This window comes from uncultured Limimaricola sp. (assembly GCF_964022235.1).
Lineage (GTDB): Bacteria > Pseudomonadota > Alphaproteobacteria > Rhodobacterales > Rhodobacteraceae > Limimaricola.
In genome coordinates this window covers 52050-70199 of sequence record NZ_CAXHZL010000006.1, presented here as the reverse complement: position 1 = coordinate 70199, position 18150 = coordinate 52050, and the positions used below count along the sequence as shown (strand labels likewise).

At 67.5% G+C, this 18150-nt stretch carries 17 protein-coding genes; 12 read left to right on the top strand and 5 right to left on the bottom strand.

Annotation, left to right across the window (positions count from 1 at the left end; all coding sequences use genetic code 11):
• Positions 1-5 precede the first annotated feature (5 nt).
• From AADJ02_RS09500 to AADJ02_RS09490, 3 genes are read right to left on the bottom strand one after another with little or no spacing between them, the layout of a single operon-like run.
• On the bottom strand, positions 6-941 hold the full coding sequence (locus tag AADJ02_RS09500) for a sugar ABC transporter permease (RefSeq protein WP_341212760.1): 936 nt from the start codon (positions 939-941) through the stop codon (positions 6-8).
• A gap of 55 nt (positions 942-996) precedes the next feature.
• Positions 997-2250: an ABC transporter substrate-binding protein gene (locus tag AADJ02_RS09495; protein ID WP_341212759.1), complete on the bottom strand. Its 1254-nt coding sequence runs from the start codon at positions 2248-2250 to the stop codon at positions 997-999.
• A gap of 34 nt (positions 2251-2284) precedes the next feature.
• Entirely contained in the window at positions 2285-3187 is a 903-nt protein-coding gene (locus tag AADJ02_RS09490; protein ID WP_341212758.1) for an N-acetylmuramic acid 6-phosphate etherase, read from the bottom strand.
• 156 nt (positions 3188-3343) lie between these two features.
• Here AADJ02_RS09490 and AADJ02_RS09485 point away from each other — a divergent pair, with 156 nt between their 5' ends.
• The 4 genes from AADJ02_RS09485 to nagA are packed head-to-tail and all read left to right on the top strand — an operon-like array spanning position 3344 to position 7134.
• Entirely contained in the window at positions 3344-4207 is an 864-nt protein-coding gene (locus AADJ02_RS09485) for a BadF/BadG/BcrA/BcrD ATPase family protein (protein ID WP_341212757.1), read from the top strand.
• Positions 4207-4965, top strand: a complete 759-nt coding sequence (locus tag AADJ02_RS09480) for a GntR family transcriptional regulator (protein WP_341212756.1) — start codon at positions 4207-4209, stop codon at positions 4963-4965. Before AADJ02_RS09485 ends, AADJ02_RS09480 begins: the two co-directional genes overlap by 1 nt.
• A 10-nt stretch (positions 4966-4975) precedes the next feature.
• A complete protein-coding gene (locus AADJ02_RS09475; protein WP_341212755.1) occupies positions 4976-6007 on the top strand; it encodes an SIS domain-containing protein in 1032 nt (343 codons plus the stop codon).
• Positions 6004-7134, top strand: a complete 1131-nt coding sequence (nagA, locus tag AADJ02_RS09470) for an N-acetylglucosamine-6-phosphate deacetylase (protein WP_341212754.1) — start codon at positions 6004-6006, stop codon at positions 7132-7134. The genes AADJ02_RS09475 and nagA overlap by 4 nt, the downstream gene beginning before the upstream one ends.
• A 160-nt stretch (positions 7135-7294) precedes the next feature.
• Here the strand turns inward: nagA and AADJ02_RS09465 are convergent, their stop codons facing one another.
• Positions 7295-8323: a LacI family DNA-binding transcriptional regulator gene (locus AADJ02_RS09465; RefSeq protein WP_341212753.1), complete on the bottom strand. Its 1029-nt coding sequence runs from the start codon at positions 8321-8323 to the stop codon at positions 7295-7297.
• A gap of 219 nt (positions 8324-8542) precedes the next feature.
• Here AADJ02_RS09465 and AADJ02_RS09460 point away from each other — a divergent pair, with 219 nt between their 5' ends.
• From AADJ02_RS09460 to AADJ02_RS09425, 8 genes are all read left to right on the top strand, one after another.
• Positions 8543-9796, top strand: coding sequence for an ABC transporter substrate-binding protein (locus AADJ02_RS09460; RefSeq protein ID WP_341212752.1), 1254 nt, complete (start codon positions 8543-8545; stop codon positions 9794-9796).
• A gap of 108 nt (positions 9797-9904) precedes the next feature.
• Positions 9905-10756 (top strand): sugar ABC transporter permease, encoded by an 852-nt coding sequence (locus AADJ02_RS09455; protein WP_341212906.1) that lies wholly within the window; start codon positions 9905-9907, stop codon positions 10754-10756.
• The gene (locus AADJ02_RS09450; protein ID WP_341212751.1) at positions 10749-11684 is read left to right on the top strand and encodes a carbohydrate ABC transporter permease; all 936 of its coding nucleotides are present in this window, start codon (positions 10749-10751) and stop codon (positions 11682-11684) included. Before AADJ02_RS09455 ends, AADJ02_RS09450 begins: the two co-directional genes overlap by 8 nt.
• A gap of 14 nt (positions 11685-11698) precedes the next feature.
• Positions 11699-12799, top strand: a complete 1101-nt coding sequence (locus AADJ02_RS09445) for an ABC transporter ATP-binding protein (RefSeq protein ID WP_341212750.1) — start codon at positions 11699-11701, stop codon at positions 12797-12799.
• A gap of 20 nt (positions 12800-12819) precedes the next feature.
• Positions 12820-13566 (top strand): sugar phosphate isomerase/epimerase, encoded by a 747-nt coding sequence (locus AADJ02_RS09440; protein WP_341212749.1) that lies wholly within the window; start codon positions 12820-12822, stop codon positions 13564-13566.
• 14 nt (positions 13567-13580) lie between these two features.
• Positions 13581-14711 carry a Gfo/Idh/MocA family oxidoreductase gene (locus tag AADJ02_RS09435; protein WP_341212748.1) on the top strand — a complete coding sequence of 377 codons (1131 nt, stop codon included), beginning with the start codon at positions 13581-13583 and terminating at the stop codon, positions 14709-14711.
• Positions 14712-14722: 11 nt separating this feature from the next.
• Complete coding sequence (locus AADJ02_RS09430) at positions 14723-15781, top strand: sugar phosphate isomerase/epimerase (protein WP_341212747.1); 1059 nt, start codon at positions 14723-14725, stop codon at positions 15779-15781.
• 23 nt (positions 15782-15804) lie between these two features.
• The gene (locus tag AADJ02_RS09425) at positions 15805-16878 is read left to right on the top strand and encodes a Gfo/Idh/MocA family oxidoreductase (RefSeq protein ID WP_341212905.1); all 1074 of its coding nucleotides are present in this window, start codon (positions 15805-15807) and stop codon (positions 16876-16878) included.
• A 153-nt stretch (positions 16879-17031) separates the two neighbouring features.
• Here AADJ02_RS09425 and AADJ02_RS09420 read toward each other — a convergent pair whose 3' ends face one another.
• Positions 17032-18120, bottom strand: coding sequence for a polyheme membrane-associated cytochrome C (locus AADJ02_RS09420; protein ID WP_341212746.1), 1089 nt, complete (start codon positions 18118-18120; stop codon positions 17032-17034).
• Between the last annotated feature and the right edge of the window lie 30 nt (positions 18121-18150).

Here is an 18150-nt window from a genome sequence, read left to right as displayed (position 1 = left end):
CCTCCTCAGAGCTGGTAGCGGCGGATCCGGGTCTGGATGCCGAAAAGATAGATGCAGACCCCGATCAGGATGACCGCGAACATCGCGGAGGCGATGGCCGATCCCATATGCGGATCGCCAAGCTGAAGCTGGAAGCCGAAGAAGGTGCGGTAGAGGAAGGTGCCGAGGATGTCGGAGGAGAAATCCGGTCCCGCCAGCGCGCCCTGCGCGGCATAGATCAGGTCGAAGGCGTTGAAGTTCGCAACGAAGGTCAGGATCGAGATGATGCCGATCGATGGCAGGATCAGCGGCAGCTTGATCTTCCAGAAGGCAGAAAGGCCTGTGACGCCGTCGCATTCGCCCGCCTCGAGGATCTCGTCGGGGATCGACAGGAGTGCTGCATAGATCAGCATCATCGGGATGCCGACGAATTGCCACACCGAGATCAGCGCCAGCGTGGTCAGCGCCGTTTCCTCACGCCCGAGCCATGGCGCGAAGAGCGATTTGAGGCCGATGGCATCCAGCATTCCCGGAGCGATGCCCCAGATCGGCGACAGGATCAGCTTCCACGCAAAACCTACGATCACGAAGGACAGGATGGTGGGGATGAAGATCGCAGAGCGGTAGAAGCCCGAGAACCGAAGCCGCGGGTTCGACAGGATCGCCGCCAGCGCGATGCCGATCGGGTTCTGCACCGCCATGTGGATCAGGAAGAACCAGAAGTTGTTGGCCAAAGCGTTCCAGAACTGGCGCGACCAGTTCGGGTCGCCGAACAGCGTGCGGAAATTCTCGAGGCCCACGAAGACCCTCTGGCCCTCGACCTCGTCGTAAAGCGCGAGGCGCAGCGTGTCGAACAGCGGCAGGATCATCACCGCCGTGTAGACCAGCACCGCGGGGGCGAGAAACACGACGATGTGCCAGCGGAACTTTGGCGCAGCGCTGGAGACGGCGGTGCCGGGCATGGGTCGACCTCCTGTAGGCGTCGTCCGGGCGCGGGGCGCCCGGACGGTCCGCTGCTTACTTTTGCGGTTCGTACCAGCTTGCAAGGCCATCCTGCAGACGCGCGCCCGCGTCGGCTGGGGTCTCGGCGCCCTTGATCACCTGTGCCGAGGCGTTCCAGGTGTCGTTCTCGAGGTTGGGCGTGCCACGCGACAGGATCTGGTAGGTCGAGCGGATGGTCGAGGAACACTCCTCGCGCCAGCTTGCGAACTCCTGCGCCAGCGGATCTTCGATCTCGACCGGGGCCTGCGACAGCGGAAAGAAGCCGGGCAGGGCGTTGGCATAGAGCGTGGCGAATTCGCTCGACGCAACCCAGTTGAGGAAGGTTCTGGCCTCGTCAGGATGCTCGGTCGCGGCGTTCATGCCGATGCCGATGTCGGTGTGATCCGAGATGTAGCAGGCGTCGCCCTCGGCCGGGACCGGCGGCGGGAACGCCCCCATCTCGAAGTCGGCGAGGCCGTTGAAGCCCGACACCTCCCACGAGCCCGCGGGATAGATCGCGGCGCGACCCAGCGTGAACAGGTTCTGGCTGTCAGGATAGGTCTGCGCCTCGTAGCCGTCGCCCAGATAGTCGCCCCATTTGGCGAGCTGCTCATAGGGAGCGGTCCACTCGGCGTCGGTGAGCTTGGCCGTGCCATCGATCAACGCCTGACGGCCTTCCTCGCCCTTCCAGTAGTTGGGCCCGATGTTCTGGTAGCCCATGGTGGCGGCTTCCCACTGGTCATTGGTGCCCATCGCCATCGGGATATAGGTGCCGTCCTCCTTGATCGCGTCGAGCACGACAAAGAATTCATCGACGGTCTTCGGCTCCTCGAGCCCCAACTCGGCGAAGGCGTCCTTGTTGTAGATGAAGCCGTGGATCACGCTGGCCATCGGCACGCAGTAGGTGGCCGATCCGTCATCGCTGCTCCAGCCCGACTTCGCCACGTCCGAGAAATTCGACATGCCTTCGAGGTCGCTCAGATCGGCGAGCTTTCCGGCCTCGAATAGCGCCAGCGAGGCGTCGAAGGGGCGGCAGGTGATCAGGTCGCCGGCCGAGCCCGCGTCGAGTTTGGAGTTCAGGACCGCGTTGTATTCGGCCGGGGCCGAGGGCGTGAAATCGATCTTGATGCCCGGATGCTCGGCCTCGAAGGCCGGGATGATCTGGTCCTGCCAGATCGCGAGGTCGTCGTTGCGCCAGCTCTCGATGGTGAGCGTGACGTCCTGCGCCTGCGCCATGCCGGACAGCAATGTCGTGCCCAGCAGCGCGCCCGCGAGTATGCGTTTGGTCATTGTCTTCTCCCGTGTTGATGAGGTCGCGCCCTGTTCAGGCGTCTTGTTGTGTGTCGTGAAGCTCGGCCAGAGCCGGGCGCAGATGGTCCGCATGCCGCTCCAGCAAGGCGCGCGCCGTCTCCGGCGTCGCCCCGGCGGCGATCAGGCAGGCGGGCTTTACCGCGCCTTGTGCGAGATCGAGCGCGCGGGCGGCGGTCTGCACCTCCACCTTGGCCACGCGCGCGACGATGCCTGCCGCCCGGCCCCGCAGTTTGGCGTTGTCGGCGACGAGATTGACCATCATGCCGTCATGCACATGACCCAAGAGCACGCCCGCGCGGGTCGAGATCAGGTTCAGCGCCGCCTTTTGCGCGGTGCCCGCCCCCATGCGGGTCGAGCCCGCCAGCGCCTCGGGCGGTGTGGCGAGGCAGATTGCAACATCGGCGGCGGCCAGCAGCGGTGTGCCGGGATTGCAGGCGATCGCCACCACCCGCGCGCCGCGCGCAGGCGCCCCTTGGGCGATGGCCGTGGGATAGGGGGTGGAGCCGCTGGCGCTCAGCGCAATGACGAGGTCGTCGGGGCGCAACTCCGCGATCACCGCTTGCGCGGCCTTGGTGTCGTCCTCGGTATCGCCGGGCATCGCCGCATCCGTGGGTACGCCACCGGCCATGCGGATCACGATCCGCTGCTGCGCGATGCCGAAGGTGCCGGGCAGTTCGGCGGCATCGGCCAGCGCCATCAGCGCCGAGCTTCCGGCCGCGGCATAGACGAGACGCCCCTCGCCGCGCAGCGTTTCGGCCATCAGCGCGGCGGCTGCCTCTATCTCGGGCAATACTGTGCGCAGGCTTTCGATGGCCGCCCGCTGCACGTCGATCATCCGCGACAGCGCGGCCGGACCGGTCAGGCGATCCAGTGCTTCCGCCTCGGTCGTGACCTGCTCCGTACGTGGCAAACCCATCGAACTCTCCTTTGAGGCCTATCTAATACCTTTGAGATACCTCTTGTCTATAGTGTCGACGCGAGACAGCGTTTACTGCCGTCTTGGGAAGATGCTGCGCAGATATCCCAAAATATTCTCATTCCAAACCCGCGAAAGGTATTATATAGGTATTCTATGAACGATAGCGCGACCCTGTTTCTCGGCCTCGATGGTGGCGGCACCGGTTGCCGGGCGGCGCTGTGGCGCGGCGGCCTTCTGGGGCAGGGCGCGGCCGGGCCTGCAAATCTGACCACCGATTTCGACGGCGGCATCGCCAACCTGCTGCGCGCCATTGCAAACGCAGCACTGGCCGCCGGGCTGCCCGATGAGGCGTTGACCGGGGCGATCGGCCACGCCGGGCTCGCAGGTGTGCAATCGGAGGCCATGGCCGCGCGGGCGGCGCGCCGGCTGCCGGGGCGTTGCCGCGTCACCGAGGACCGCGATATCGCCATCGCCGGGGCGCTTGGGGCAAGCGCCGACGGGGCGGTGCTGGCAATTGGTACGGGAAGTTTCGTGGGGCTGAGGCGCGGTGGTGCGATCCGCGCGGTGGGCGGTTGGGGGCTGCAGCTTTCGGATCAAGCCTCTGGCGGCTGGATCGGGCGCGCGGCCCTCGCCGCGACGCTCGAGGCCGTCGACGGGATGCGCGCCCGCACCGATCTGACCGAGGCGCTGCTGGCACGGCTCGGCGGAGCGCCGCAGGATATCGTCGGCTTTGCCGCAACCGCGCGGCCCGCCGATTTCGGCACGCTGGCCCCCATGGTGATGGAGGCGGCAGCGGCGGGTGACGGCACCGCGCGCGAAATCGTGGAGCGCGGCGCGCAGTGGCTCGACCGGGCGCTGGACACGCTCGGACACAGGGCCGACGAGCCGATCTATCTCACCGGCGGTCTCGGGCCGCTCTACCGCGCGGCGCTGGAGCGGCCCGGTCGCCGATTTGCCGATCCGCAGGGCACCCCGCTCGACGGCGCCCTGATCCTTGCCCGGCAGGGAGGACAGTGATGAGCATTGCGGATTTCCTTGCGCCGGAGGCTTGGGTGAAGAGCGACGCCGGGCCGCTCTATCTCCGGCTGTCTCGCAGGCTGTCCGAGGCGGTGTCGCAGGGGCTGCTGCCGCCGGGCACCTCGCTGCCGCCGGAACGCGAGATCGCGACGCTCACCGGGTTGTCGCGGGTCACGGTGCGCAAGGCGATCGGTCGGCTCGCCCAAGAGGGGCTGGTGGTTCAGAAACAGGGCTCCGGCTCCTTCGTGGCGCCGCGCGCCCCGAGGCTGGAGCAGTCGCTGTCGCGGCTTACCTCCTTCACCGAGGACATGGCGCGACGCGGCCTCTCGACCACGACGCGATGGCTCGATCGGGGCGTTTTCCTGCCGTCGCCGGATGAGGTCGTGGCACTCGGCCTGTCGTCGGACGATGAGGTGGCGCGGCTGGCGCGTCTCAGGCTCGCCGATGGACGGCCCTTGGCGATCGAGCGCGCGGCGCTGCCGCTGAGCATCCTCGCTGACCCGAGTGCGGTCGAGACCTCGCTTTACGGCGTGCTGGCGCAGGCCGGGCTGCGACCGGTACGGGCGCTGCAGAAGATTTCGGCGATCAACATGGGCCGCGACGACGCCGCAACGCTCGAGATCGAGCCGGGCACCGCCGGGCTCAGCATCGAGCGCACTTCCTATCTCGCCGACGGGCGGGTGGCCGAATTCACCCGCTCTCTCTACCGAGGCGACGCTTACAACTTCGTCGCCGAACTGCGTCTCGCACAGGAATGAGGACCGTAAGATGACCGACCACCAGACACGGATGCGCCGGGAGATCCTCGAAATCCCCCAGGCCGTCGCCCGCCTGCTAGATCAGGGGCAGGCCGATGTCACCAAGGCTGCCGCCGACCTGCGTGCGCTCGACCCTGCGTTTCTCGTCACCGTGGCGCGCGGGTCGTCGGACCATGTCGCAACATTCTTCAAATATGCGACCGAGTTGACGCTGGGCCGACCCGTCGCCTCGGTCGGCCCCTCCGTGGCCTCGATCTATGAGCGCCGACTGGCGCTCGGCGGTGCAGGCTGCATAGCCGTTTCGCAATCGGGCCAGAGTCCCGACATCGTTGCCATGGCGCGGATGGCCCGCGAGGCGGGTGCGCTTGGTATCGCGCTGACCAACGATCCCGCCTCGCCGCTGGCGGGCGAAAGCCGCCATGCGCTGGCGCTGCACGCGGGTCCAGAGCTGAGCGTCGCGGCGACCAAGACTTTTGTGAACTCGGCCGTTTGCGCGCTGTGGCTTTTGGCCGAATGGGCCGAGGATGACGACCTGCGCGCCGCGATCCGGGGCCTACCGCCGCTTCTGGAGCAGGCGGTCACGCTCGATTGGGACGGGCCGGGGGCGGCGCTGGGGGCGGGCGGGTCTCTCTACTGCCTCGGGCGCGGCCCCTCCTATGCGTTGGCCTGCGAGGCCGCGCTCAAGTTCAAGGAGACCTGCCAGCTTCACGCCGAGGCCTATTCCTCAGCCGAGGTGATGCACGGGCCGGTCTCGATCGTCGGCAGCGGCTTTCCGGTGGTCGCGCTCTGCGCCGCCGACGCGGCCGAGGCGGCGCTGGTCGAGGTGGCCGACGCCATCGCCGCCAAGGGGGCGCAGGTCCATGTCACCAGCGACCGCGCCACCACCGCGCAGGCGCTGCCGGTGATCCGAACGGGGCATCCGCTGACCGACCCGATCACGCTCATCGCGAGCTTTTACGCAATGGTCGAGCGGGTTGCCGTGGCGCGCGGGATTGACCCCGACGCGCCTCGCCATCTCAACAAGGTCACGGAGACGACATGACCGACCGCATCGCCTTTACCGGTGCCGACATCCACGACGGGCACAGGCTGCACCACGGTGCGGCCCTGCTGGTCATCGCGGGCCGCGCCACGGCGCTTTTGGCCGAGGCGTCGATCCCCGAGGGTTTCGAGGTCCGCCGCATGGAGGGCGGCACGATCTGTCCCGGCTTTGTCGATCTACAGGTCAATGGCGGCGGCGGGGTAATGTTCAACGACCGTCCCGACGCCGAAACGCTGCGCGTCATCGCCGAAGCACATCGCGCCTTGGGAACCACGGCGCTGCTGCCAACGCTGATCACCGACCGGGCGGAGGCCTCGGCTGCTGCCATCGAGGCGGTGGTGCAGGCGATTTCGCAAGGCATGCCGGGCATCGTCGGGCTGCATCTCGAAGGGCCGCACCTGTCGATGGCCCGCAAGGGCGCGCATGATGCGGACCTGGTGCGCCCGATGGGCGACGCCGACATGGCGATGCTTGAGAGTGCGGCAGCGCGTTTGCCAAATCTTATGCTCACCGTCGCGCCCGAAACCGTGACGCCCGTGCAGATCGCCCGGCTTACGGCCGCCGGGGTCATCGTCTCGCTCGGCCACTCGGACGCGGGCTATGATGTCTGCCGCGCGGCCTTCGCGGCGGGTGCCTGCTGCACCACGCATCTTTTCAACGCGATGAGCGGGTTGGGTCACCGCGAGCCGGGGCTCGTTGGCGCGACGCTCGACGGGAAAGGGGTTGCGGGGCTGATCGCGGATGCGATCCATGTGCATCCTGCGGCGATCCGTGCAGCGCTGCGGGCAAGGCCCGACGGCGTGTTTCTGGTGACGGACGCCATGGCGCCGGTGGGCTCGGACATCACCGAATTTACTCTGAACGGCCGCCGCATCCTGCGCCGCGATGGGCGTCTGACCTTGGCCGACGGGACACTCGCCGGGGCGGATCTGTCGATGCCGCGCGCGATCGAGGTGATGCGCAACGAGGTGGGCATGGATCTGGAGCGTGCCATTGCGATGGCCACCGCCGCCCCCGCCCGGGTGCTGCGCGCTCCTCTGGGCGCCGGGCGGCTCATCGGGGCGGCTCTGGAGAGGATCGTGCATCTGACGGCGGATCTGCGACGGGCCAGCCCACTGCGCCCATAAGTGGCATCCCGACCGCGCCGTCGCGGGCGGTCTCAGGGGGGGGGGCGTGGTCTGAGGCCTTGGTCAGTCAAGCAGGAGCAGCGCGGCCCGAAACTGCGCCGCCGGGCGATGCTGTCATCCGCGATGCTCGGAACGAAGAGTTCGCGGAGCCCGGAACGACCTATGGTTTCCGAGCCAGAGACGGGGCCGCCGTCGAGCCCCGGACTTGCAGCGACACCGGCAGGGTGACGATCTTGTTGGGCGCGCAGTTTGCACCGGCAAGCTGCCGCAGCAGCAGACTTGCCGCCTGCACGCCAATCTGCAGGCGGTCCTGCCGCACGGTGGTGAGCGGTGGGTTCACGAATTCGGCGGTCTGGATGTCATCGAAGCCAACCAGCGACACGTCGTCGGGCACCCGCAATCCGTGCGCGTGCAACCCCGAAGCCAAGCCGATGGCGAGTTGGTCCGAGGCGCAGATCACTGCCGTGGGGCGCGGAATGAGCGCCAGAAACTCTGCCGCTGCCGCGCGCCCGGCTTCGAGCGAGAAATCCCCCGATCCGAACCGCGGACCCGGCAGTGCCAGGCCATGCGACGCCAGCGACTCGACCACCCCGGCGCGACGTTCGGTGTCAAGTACGTTGCCCCCGGGGCCAGACAGGTAGGCGATGTCGCGATGGCCAAGACCCACGAGGTGATCGACCGCGAGCCGCATCCCGGCGCGGTTGTCGCTGCGCACCGAGGGAAAGTCGCCCTCGGCCAGCCATTCGCAGGCAAAGACCACACGGGTCGCGATGTCCGGGGCCTTGAGCTCGGCCCGTGCCGCTTCCGGTAATTCGCCATCAAGGCAGACCAGCCCATCGACCCGCGCCTCACGCAGGTGCGACAGCAGCGATTGGCCGCCGCGCAGCGCCGAATGGCTGTCGGTCACCAGAAGATCGGTTCCCCCGGCCGACAGGGTCTGCTGCAGACCCGCGAAGATCGCAGAGAAGAACGGGTTGCCGAGATCGGGCACGATGGCGAGCACCGAATCGGCGCGCTGGCGACGCAGGTTCCGCGCCATCGAATTAACCCGGTAGCCGTGCCGGTCGACCACCGCCATCACCGCCTCACGGGTGGTTTCGGAGACACGATCCGGCTGCGACAGGGTGCGGCTGACCGTGGCGGTGGAGACGCCGCTAAGGCGGGCGATGTCCTTGATGCTGAGCGACATTCTCCGGCTCTCCGTTGGCGCGCGAGCCGGCATAATCCGCTCTGCCCATGTAAACCATTACATTTTCGTTGATAGGAGGGAAGGCTGACGCGAGGATATGTAAACGATTGCATAGCTTCCGAGGGAATATTTGTAATCGATTACAGGTGCTGTTTCCGGGGAGGACACTGCGCCGTTGCAGAGAACCGGGCCAAAAATGGCCCCATGGGAGGACGAATGATGATCCACGCCGAACCCCGCAGAGCGCCCCTGCGCCGCATGCTTGCCGCCACCGTCATATCGGTGCTTCCGGCAGGTGCCATGGCCGCCGATCTCGAGATCACCCATTGGTGGACCTCTGGCGGCGAAGCTGCGGCGGTGCGTGAACTGGCAACCTCGTTCGAGGCGGCGACGGATCACGCTTGGATCGACGGCGCGATAGCGGGCTCGGGCAGCACCGCGCGGCCGGTGATCATCTCGCGCATCTTGGGCGGCGATCCGATGGCCGCGACCCAGCTCAACCACGGCCAGCAGGCGCAGGAGCTGGTCGAGGCGGGCATGATGCTCGACCTGACCGAGCTGGCGGAGGAGGGCAACTGGGCCGAGCTGATCAAGCCCGCCTCGCTGCTCGACGCCTGCACCTTCGAGGGCCGCGTCTACTGCGTGCCGCTCAACATCCACTCGCCGCAGTGGATGTGGACCTCGATCAAGGCCTTCGAAAAGGCCGGGGTCGCCCCCGCACAGAACTGGGAGGAGCTGAAGGCCGCCGCTCCGGCGCTGCGCGAGGCGGGCGTGCAGCCGCTGATCGAGGGGCTGCAGCCCTGGCAGTTCGCCACGCTGTTCCAGACACTGGTCTCGGGTCTCGGCGGCAAGGACGTCTATTACGGCGTCTACCGCGATGGCGACGAAGCCGTGCTGCGCGGCGAGGAGATGGCAATGGTGTTCGAGGAGGCGGTCGCAGCGCGCGAGATGCTCGAAGGCACCAACGTGCAGGATTGGAACCTCGCCACCGCCGCCGTGATCAACGGCGAGGCCGCAGCCAACGTGATGGGCGATTGGGCGCAGGGCGAATTCCAGGTCGCGGGGCAGGTTGCGGGGCAGGATTACGACTGTCTCATGGGGCTTGGCGGCGAGCCGCTGATCTCCACCGGCGGCGACGCCTTCTACTTCCCCGCTAATGATGACGAGGCGATCACCCAAGGCCAGAAGGATCTCGCACGGCTGCTGATCTCGCCTGAGGCGCAGATCGCCTTCAACACCAAGAAGGGCTCGCTGCCGGTGCGCGGTGACGTCGATCTGGCCGAGGCGGGGGCCTGCATGCAAAAGGGCCTCGAGGCGCTCAAGGCAGGCAAGGTGATCGACAGCGTCGACATGCTGATCTCGCCCGACGTGGCAGGGCAGGTCGGTGACCTGCTGGCCGAGTTCTTCGCCTCCGACATGTCGGCCGAAGACGCGCAGGAGCGCTTCGCCGAGGTCATTCTCAGCGACAAGTGATCCTCCCCTGGGGCCGACCGCTTCCCACGGCGGCGGCCCCACCTATCCCCTGACAGAGGAGATGCGCGCGTGTCCGCCCGACGCCCCAGCCACCTGCTGCGCAATCCCATGGCCAAGCTTGCCGCCCTGCCGATGGTGGTCACCGCCACCGTCGTCTTCATCGGCTGCTCGCTCTGGACCGTGGTCTACAGCTTCACCGACTCGAAACTCCTGCCGCGCGCGAATTTCGACGGCCTCGCGCAATACGACCGGCTCTGGTCGTCGTCGCGCTGGATCGCCTCGGTAGAGAACCTCGCAATCTACGGCGTCCTGACGCTGGTGCTGTCCCTGATGCTGGGCTTCGTCTTCGCGGCGCTGCTCGACCAGAAGATTCGCGGCGAGAACGTGTTCCGCTCGATCATCCTCTATCCCTACGCGCTGTCCTTCATCGTCACCGGGCTGGTGTGGCAGTGGATCCTGAACCCCGACCTCGGCATTCAGGGCATGGTCCGCGCCGCCGGTTGGGAAAGCTTCGCCTTCGATCCGCTGCACAGCCCCGGCCTCGTCATGGTGGCGCTGCTGATGGCGGGTCTGTGGCAGGGCACCGGCCTCGTCACGGTGATCATGCTCGCCGGTCTGCGCGGCGTCGACGAGGACATCTGGAAGGCCTCGCGCGTCGACGGCATCCCGGCGTGGAAGACCTATCTCCTGATCGTCGTGCCGATCCTGCGCCCGGTCTTCGTGACCTCGGTGGTGCTGATCGGCGCGGGCATCGTGAAGCTCTACGACCTCGTCGTGGCGCTGACCGGCGGCGGGCCGGGCAATGCCTCCGAAGTGCCCGCGAAATACGTCTACGACTACATGTTCGCCAACCAGAACCTCGGTCAGGGCTTCGCCGCCTCGACCATGATGCTGCTCGCCGTGCTGGTGATCGTCATCCCCTGGGCGGTTCTCGAATTCGGAGGAAAGCGCCGTGGCTGATGTCGCCTTCACCCCCCAGGCCGCCTCCGGCGCGCCCGCCCGCACCCTCGACGGCCCGGTCGGCGCCCGCCCCAGATCCCGCGTCACCGGAAAGCGGATCATGATCTACGGCGCGCTCGGCCTCGTGTCGCTCTACTGGCTGCTGCCGCTGTGGGTCATGGTGATGACCTCGCTCAAGGGCATGCCCGAGATCCGCATGGGCAACATCTTCGCCCCGCCGGTGGAGGTCACCTTCGCGCCATGGGTCAAGGCCTGGGCCGAGGCCTGCACCGGGCTCAACTGCGACGGTCTCAGCCGCGGCTTCTGGAACTCGGTCGCCATCGTCGTGCCCTCGACCGTGCTGTCGATCGCGGTGGCCTCGGTCAATGGCTACGCGCTGGTCAACTGGAAGTTCAAGGGATCGGAGGTGTTCTTTACCATCCTGATCTTCGGCGCCTTCATTCCCTACCAGGTGATGATCTACCCGATCGTGGTGATCCTGCGCGAGATCGGGCTGATGGGCTCGGTCTGGGGGTTGGTGCTGGTGCACACCGTGTTCGGCATGCCGATCATCACGCTGCTGTTCCGCAACTACTTCGCCTCGCTCCCCGAAGAGCTGTTCAAGGCGGCGCGCGTCGACGGCGCGGGCTTCTGGGGGATTTTCCTGCGGGTGCTGGTGCCGATGTCGCTGCCGATCTTCGCGGTGGCGATGATCCTGCAGATCACCGGCATCTGGAACGACTTCCTGTTCGGGGTGATCTACACCAAGCCCGACACCTACCCGATGACGGTCCAGCTAAACAACATCGTCAACTCGACCCAAGGGGTGAAGGAATACAACGTCAACATGGCCGCGACGCTGATCACCGGCCTGGTTCCGCTCTCCATCTATCTCATCTCCGGCAAGCTCTTCGTGCGCGGCATCGCCGCGGGCGCGGTCAAGGGCTGAGGAAGGGATACGCCATGCTCGACCAGTCCCATCCCGCGCTCGACGGCCAGTCGGTCTCGATCCGCGACCTGCAACTCGACTTCGGCGCCGTCTCGGTGCTGCGCGACCTCAACCTCGACATCCACAAGGGCGAGTTCCTGGTGCTGCTCGGTGCCTCGGGCTGCGGCAAGTCCACGCTCCTGAACTGCATCGCGGGGCTTCTGGAGCCGACCGGCGGCCAGATCTTCATCGAAGGCAAGAACGTCACCTGGGCCGAGCCGTCGGAGCGCGGCATCGGCATGGTGTTTCAGTCCTACGCGCTCTACCCGCAGATGACGGTGGAGGGGAACCTCAGCTTCGGCCTGAAGAACGCGCGGCTGCCCAAGGACGAGATCGCTAAGCGCGTCGCCAGCGCTGCCGAAATCCTGCATCTCGGCCCGCTCCTGAAGCGCAAGCCCGCGGCCCTTTCGGGCGGGCAGCGGCAGCGCGTCGCCATCGGCCGGGCGCTGGTCCGCGATGTCGATGTGTTCCTCTTCGACGAGCCGCTGTCGAACCTCGATGCCAAGCTGCGCGCCGAGCTTCGGGTCGAGCTGAAGCGGCTGCACAACAGCCTCGACAGCACGATGATCTACGTCACGCATGATCAGGTCGAAGCGATGACGCTCGCGGACCGCATCGCCATCATGAAGGGCGGCGTGATCCAGCAGCTCGCGGCGCCGCTCGAGATCTACAACCGCCCCGCCAACCTCTACGTCGCCGATTTCATCGGCGCCCCGCCGATGAACCTGCTGCGCGGCGATCTGCGCGGCACCGCATTCCGGGGCGCGGTGAATGTGCCGATGACGGGCTACGACTTCGCGGCATCGCCCAAGGACGGCGCGACCGTCTTCGGCATCCGCCCCGAGCATGTGCTGGTGGGCGAGGCTGCGGCCACCGCCCCGGTGCGCGCGGAGGTCACGGTCGAGATCGTCGAGCCGATGGGGGCCGACACGCTGCTCTGGACCCGGCTCGGCGAGGACGACTTCCGCATCCGCATCGACGGCCAGACCCCGATCCGGGGCGGCGACCGCATCACCATCGGGCTCGACCCGGCCCGCGCCTCCCTGTTCGACGCCGCCACCGAGCTGCGTCTCTGATCTCCGAAAGGACCACTCACATGCTTCTCTCGCTGCAACTCTACTCCGCGCGCAACGCCACCCCCTATGCGGATGTCATCGCCCGCCTCGGCGCGCTCGGCTACGACGCGGCCGAAGGCTTCGGCGGCAACTTCGACGACCCCCGCGCCACCCGCGCGGCGCTTGATGCCGCTGGGCTGAGCATGCCGTCGATCCATGTCGCTCTCGAGATGTGCGAAAACGACCCCGACGGCGTCGCCGAACTTGCGGGCGTGCTCGGCGCGACCCGGATCTTTGCGCCTTTCCTGATGCCCGAGGACCGTCCCACCGATGCCGTGGGCTGGCGCGAGATCGCCGCGCGCCTCGCCCGCTGCCACGCCGCCATGGCCGCGCGCGATCTTGCTTTCGGCTGGCACAACCATGACTTCGAGATCACGCCGCTCACCGATGGGTCGGTACCGATGGAGATCCTGCTCGAGGCGGCGCCGATGATCGACTGGGAGGCTGACATCGCCTGGATCGTGCGCGGCGGCGGCGACCCGCTCGACTGGATCGCCCGGCACGGGCAGCGCATCACCGCAGCACACTTCAAGGACATCGCGCCCGAAGGTGAGAAGGCGGACGAGGACGGCTGGGCCGATGCCGGCACCGGCACGCTCGACTGGCCCGCAATCCTTGCCGCGCTGAAGACGCAGTCGGCTTGCGAGATCCTCGTGGCCGAGCACGACAACCCCAATGATTTCGATCGCTTCGCCCGCACCGCGCGCGACAGCTTCGCCAAGCTCTGAGAAAGACCGCACCCATGACCAACCCGCTTCGCATCGGCCTGATCGGCTGCGGCAACATCTCCACCTCCTACCTCTCCCGCGCGAGCAATTTCGGCGCCGTCAGCTTCCGCGCCGTGGCCGACATCAACCCCGCCACCGCGCAGGCACGCGGCGAGGAGTTCGGCGTCGAGGCGATGAGCGTCGACGCGCTGCTTGCTCATCCGGAGGTCGATCTCGTCCTCAACCTCACCATCCCGGCCGCGCATTTCGAGATTTCTTCCCGCGCGCTCGAGGCCGGCAAGCACGTCTATTCAGAGAAGCCCTACGTCCTGACCGTGGAGGAGGGCCGGGCGCTGGCGAAGCTCGCCGCCGAGAAGGGGCTGCGCATCGGCTCGGCCCCCGACACGGTGCTGGGATCGTCGCACCAGCTGGCGCGCCGCCTGATCGACGAGGGCGCGGTGGGTCGGATCACCTCGGGCACCTGCGCGGTGATGAGCCCCGGCATGGAGAGCTGGCATCCGAACCCCGACTTCTTCTTCCTGAAGGGCGGCGGTCCGATCCTCGATCTCGGGCCCTACTACATCGCCAATCTCGTGCAGCTGATCGGCCCGGTCGCCCGCGTCTCGGCGCTGACCTCGACGCCCTCGAAAACCCGCACCATCGGCAATGGCGTGCGCGAGGGTGAGACCGTGCCGGTCGAGACGCCGACCACGATCCACGCGCTGCTGGAGTTCTGCTCCGGCGCCGTCGTGACCCTGATGGCGAGCTGGGACGTGTGGCAGTCCGACATCGCACCGATGGCGCTATACGGCACCGAAGGGACGATCCACATCCCCGACCCGAACTTCTTCGACGGCGAGCTGCGGATCACCAAGCGCGACGAGCCCGCCGAGTTGCCTAGCTGGGACCACCCGCTTGGGCCGCCGAACCGCGAGATCCCCAAGGGCATGGTCGCCGACTATCGCAGCGCCGGTCTCGCGGACATGGCGCAGGCCATCGTCGAGGGGCGGCCGCATCGCTGCAACGACGCCTACGCGCTGCACGTGGTCGAGGTAATGACCGCGATCCTGCAGGCGGGCGAGGAGCGGCGCTCCGTCGAGATCGAAACCGACTGCGAACGGCCCGCGCCGCTCGACATCGCGGCAGCACAAGCCCTGCTAGCATAAGGAGCGGCACAATGGCTTCCATGATCAAGGGGCCGGGGATCTTCCTGGCCCAGTTCGCGGGCGACGCCGCGCCGTTCAACGATCTGGCGGGCATCGCCGGATGGGCGGCGGGCTTGGGCTACAAGGGGGTCCAGATCCCCGTTGACCCGCGCTTCATCGACATCGACCTCGCGGCCACCTCGCGCGACTACTGCGACGAGATCAGGGGCGTCTGCGAAAACGCGGGCGTCGAGATCACCGAGCTGTCGACCCATATCCAAGGCCAGCTCGTCGCGGTCCATCCGGCCTATGCGCCGCAGTTCGACGGCTTCGCGCCCGAGGCGCTGCGCGGCAAGCCCGAGGCGCAGGCCGAATGGGCGGCGGGCGAGGTGGTCAAGGCCGCGCGCGCCTCGCGCAATCTCGGCCTCGACGTGCAGCTCGGCTTTTCCGGCGCGCTGGCCTGGCCCTATCTCTACCCCTGGCCGCAGCGGCCCAAGGGCCTGGTCGAAGAGGCATTCGCCGAGCTGGCGCGACGCTGGCGGCCGATCCTCGATGCGCATGAGGAGGTGGGCGTCGACTACGCCTACGAGCTGCATCCCGGCGAGGATCTGATGGACGGCACCAGCTTCGAGCGGTTTCTCGACGCGGTGGACGGGCACAGCCGCGCCAACATCGCCTATGACCCGTCGCATTTCGTGCTGCAACAACTCGACTATCTCGGCTTCATCGACCTCTATCACGATCGTATCCGCGCCTTTCACGTCAAGGACGCGGAGTTCAACCCGAGTGCGCGGCAGGGCGTCTATTCGGGCTTTGCTGACTGGGCCGACCGGGCTGGGCGGTTCCGCTCACTTGGCGACGGGCAGGCTGATTTCGGGGGTATCTTCTCGCGGCTGGCGCATCACGGTTACGACGGCTGGGCGGTGCTGGAATGGGAATGCGCGCTGAAGTCGCCCGCGCAAGTTGCGGCCGAGGGCGCGCCCTTCATCGCTTCGCATATTATCGAGCCAACGCCGCACGCCTTCGACGATTTCGCCGGTGGCGGCCTCGACCGGACGCAGATCCGCGCCATGTTGGGGCTGGGGTCGTGAGCAGCGGGCGCATCCGGCTCGGCATGGTCGGCGGCGGGCAGGGGGCCTTCATCGGGGGCGTGCACCGCATCGCCGCGCGGCTCGACGGGCGCTTTGATCTGGCGGCGGGGGCGCTGTCTTCGGACCCCGCCCGCGCCGAGGCCTCGGCGCGGGAGCTGGGGCTGGCGCGCAGCTACGATGATTTCGCGCATATGGCCCGCGAGGAGGCCGCGCGCGACGACGGCATCGAGGCCGTCGCCATCGTCACCCCCAATCACATGCACCTGCCCGCCGCGCGCGCCTTTCTCGAAGCGGGCATCCATGTGATCTGCGACAAGCCGCTCACCGCGACCTTGCCCGAGGCCGAGGAGCTTGCGCGGGTGGCCGAGGCCTCGGATGCGCTGTTCATCCTCACCCACACCTATGCGGGCTACCCGATGGTGCGGGAGGCGCGGCGGTTGGTGGCCGAGGGCGCGCTTGGAGAGATCCGGGTGGTGCAGGTCGAATACGCCCAAGACTGGCTCGCACGCGAAGAGACCGGCAAGCAGGCCGAATGGCGCACCGATCCCGCACGTTCCGGCGCGGGCGGTGCGGTGGGCGACATCGGGAGCCACGCCGCGCATCTGGCGCGCTACGTCTCGGGGCTCGCGATCGAGAGCGTCGCGGCGCAGCTCACCGCCTTCGTTCCGGGCCGCCGGGTCGATGACGACACTCAGGCGCTTTTGCGGCTGTCGGGCGGGGCGCGCGGTATGCTCTGGGCCAGTCAGGTCGCGCCCGGGCACGACAACGACATCCGGCTGCGAGTGCTGGGTTCAGAGGCCGGACTCGACTGGTCGCATGCCGATCCGAACCGTCTGCGACTGACGCGTTTGGGGGAGCCGTCGCAGTTGCTGACGCGGGGCGGGCCGGGGTTCGACGGCGCGGCCCGGATACCGGCGGGGCACCCGGAGGGCTATCTCGAAGCCTTTGCCAGCCTCTATTCCGACGCCGCCGATGCCATCACCTCCGGCGTGATGCCCGACGGCCTGCCCGGCTTGTCCGACGGGCTCGACGGCATGCGCTTCATCGCGGCCTGCGTGTCCTCCTCGGCGGAGGACGGCAAATGGGTCGCCTGCTAGCTTCGGGATCCCAACCGGGCCGCTCAGAGGGGTCGCAAACCCATGTCCGCGCGCCGTCCGATGCAGGGTGGCGTGTGTCCCTGCGCGACACTGGCCTAGCGGCGCTGCGTCATCGCATGGGCTTTCTGCCTCACAGGTCGGAAGGTATCTACCTCAGGGCCGCGTGAGGCCCTCGGTATCCAGCGATACGACCGTCGACAGATCCTGAAGGCTGTCGATGAGAAGTTGCAGCGTGTAGTGCGGGTTGTGCGCGAAGGCTCCGCCATCCTTGGTGACGAATTGGTAGTTGTAGGCGGCGCGGAGCAGTCTCGGTGTCCAGCTCGCATATCGGTTGTCGCGCATCGCCTCATCCGGATCGGCCCGGCCGTCGGCGTTCAGATCGGCGAAGAAATACGGGAACGCATCCTCGGCGTAGATAATCGGCGTGCCTGCGATTTCCGTGGCATAAAGCGTGATCCCGTCCAGCAGCCGGTTCTGCATTTGCTGCGTGACCATGCCGATGCCCTCGGCGGTATCGCCGTCGCCGTCGAAATCGGCGAGTGAGGTGCGGATGGCGCGCAGGTCGGTCACCCCCGCGTGGCAAGTGGTGCAATCCTCGATCTCGATCGTCGTCTCATGCGGGTCATGGCAACTTGCGCAGTCGCTCAGATCGGGCACATGGGCGATCCGGCCCGCATAGCTCTTGCCCTCGTATTCGTAGCCGCCGCCCGCCTCCGATCCCATCAGCGTCGCCGCCGCGGCAGCGTAGTGGATGTTGATGAAGCCGAGATCAGTTGAAACCCTGTCGTCCTCCATCCCGGTCACCGCCGTCTCGACGCTTGCGCCCGAGGCACGGCCCTGATGGCAAACGGTGCAGACCGTCGATCCGTTCTCGAGCGACGCGGATTGGCCCGACGGGAACGGCACCGATTGCAACTGTGCCGCCGCCGGGTCGTGGCAGGCGGTGCATGTGACGACGGTGCCGGTAGGGACAGGGTGGTCGATCACGCCCACGGTGGCCATCGGCGAAGCGACATAATCGACGAAGCCGGGGGTCGAATGGCAGGTGGCGCAGGCACCGGGGATCTCGCCCTCGGCGTCCCAGTGGCGAAAGGCCTCCGACATTGCGTGGGCATGCGAGGAGGCGAGCCAGTCCTCGACGATCTCTTCGGGCGTGGGCTCGGGGGCCTCTTGCGCCGAAAGCGGCAGCGGAGACCAGCCGCCCACGAGCAGGGCGGGCAGCAGGATGGCGGCGCGGTGCATGACGTCACTCCCATTGAGGATGACCGATGT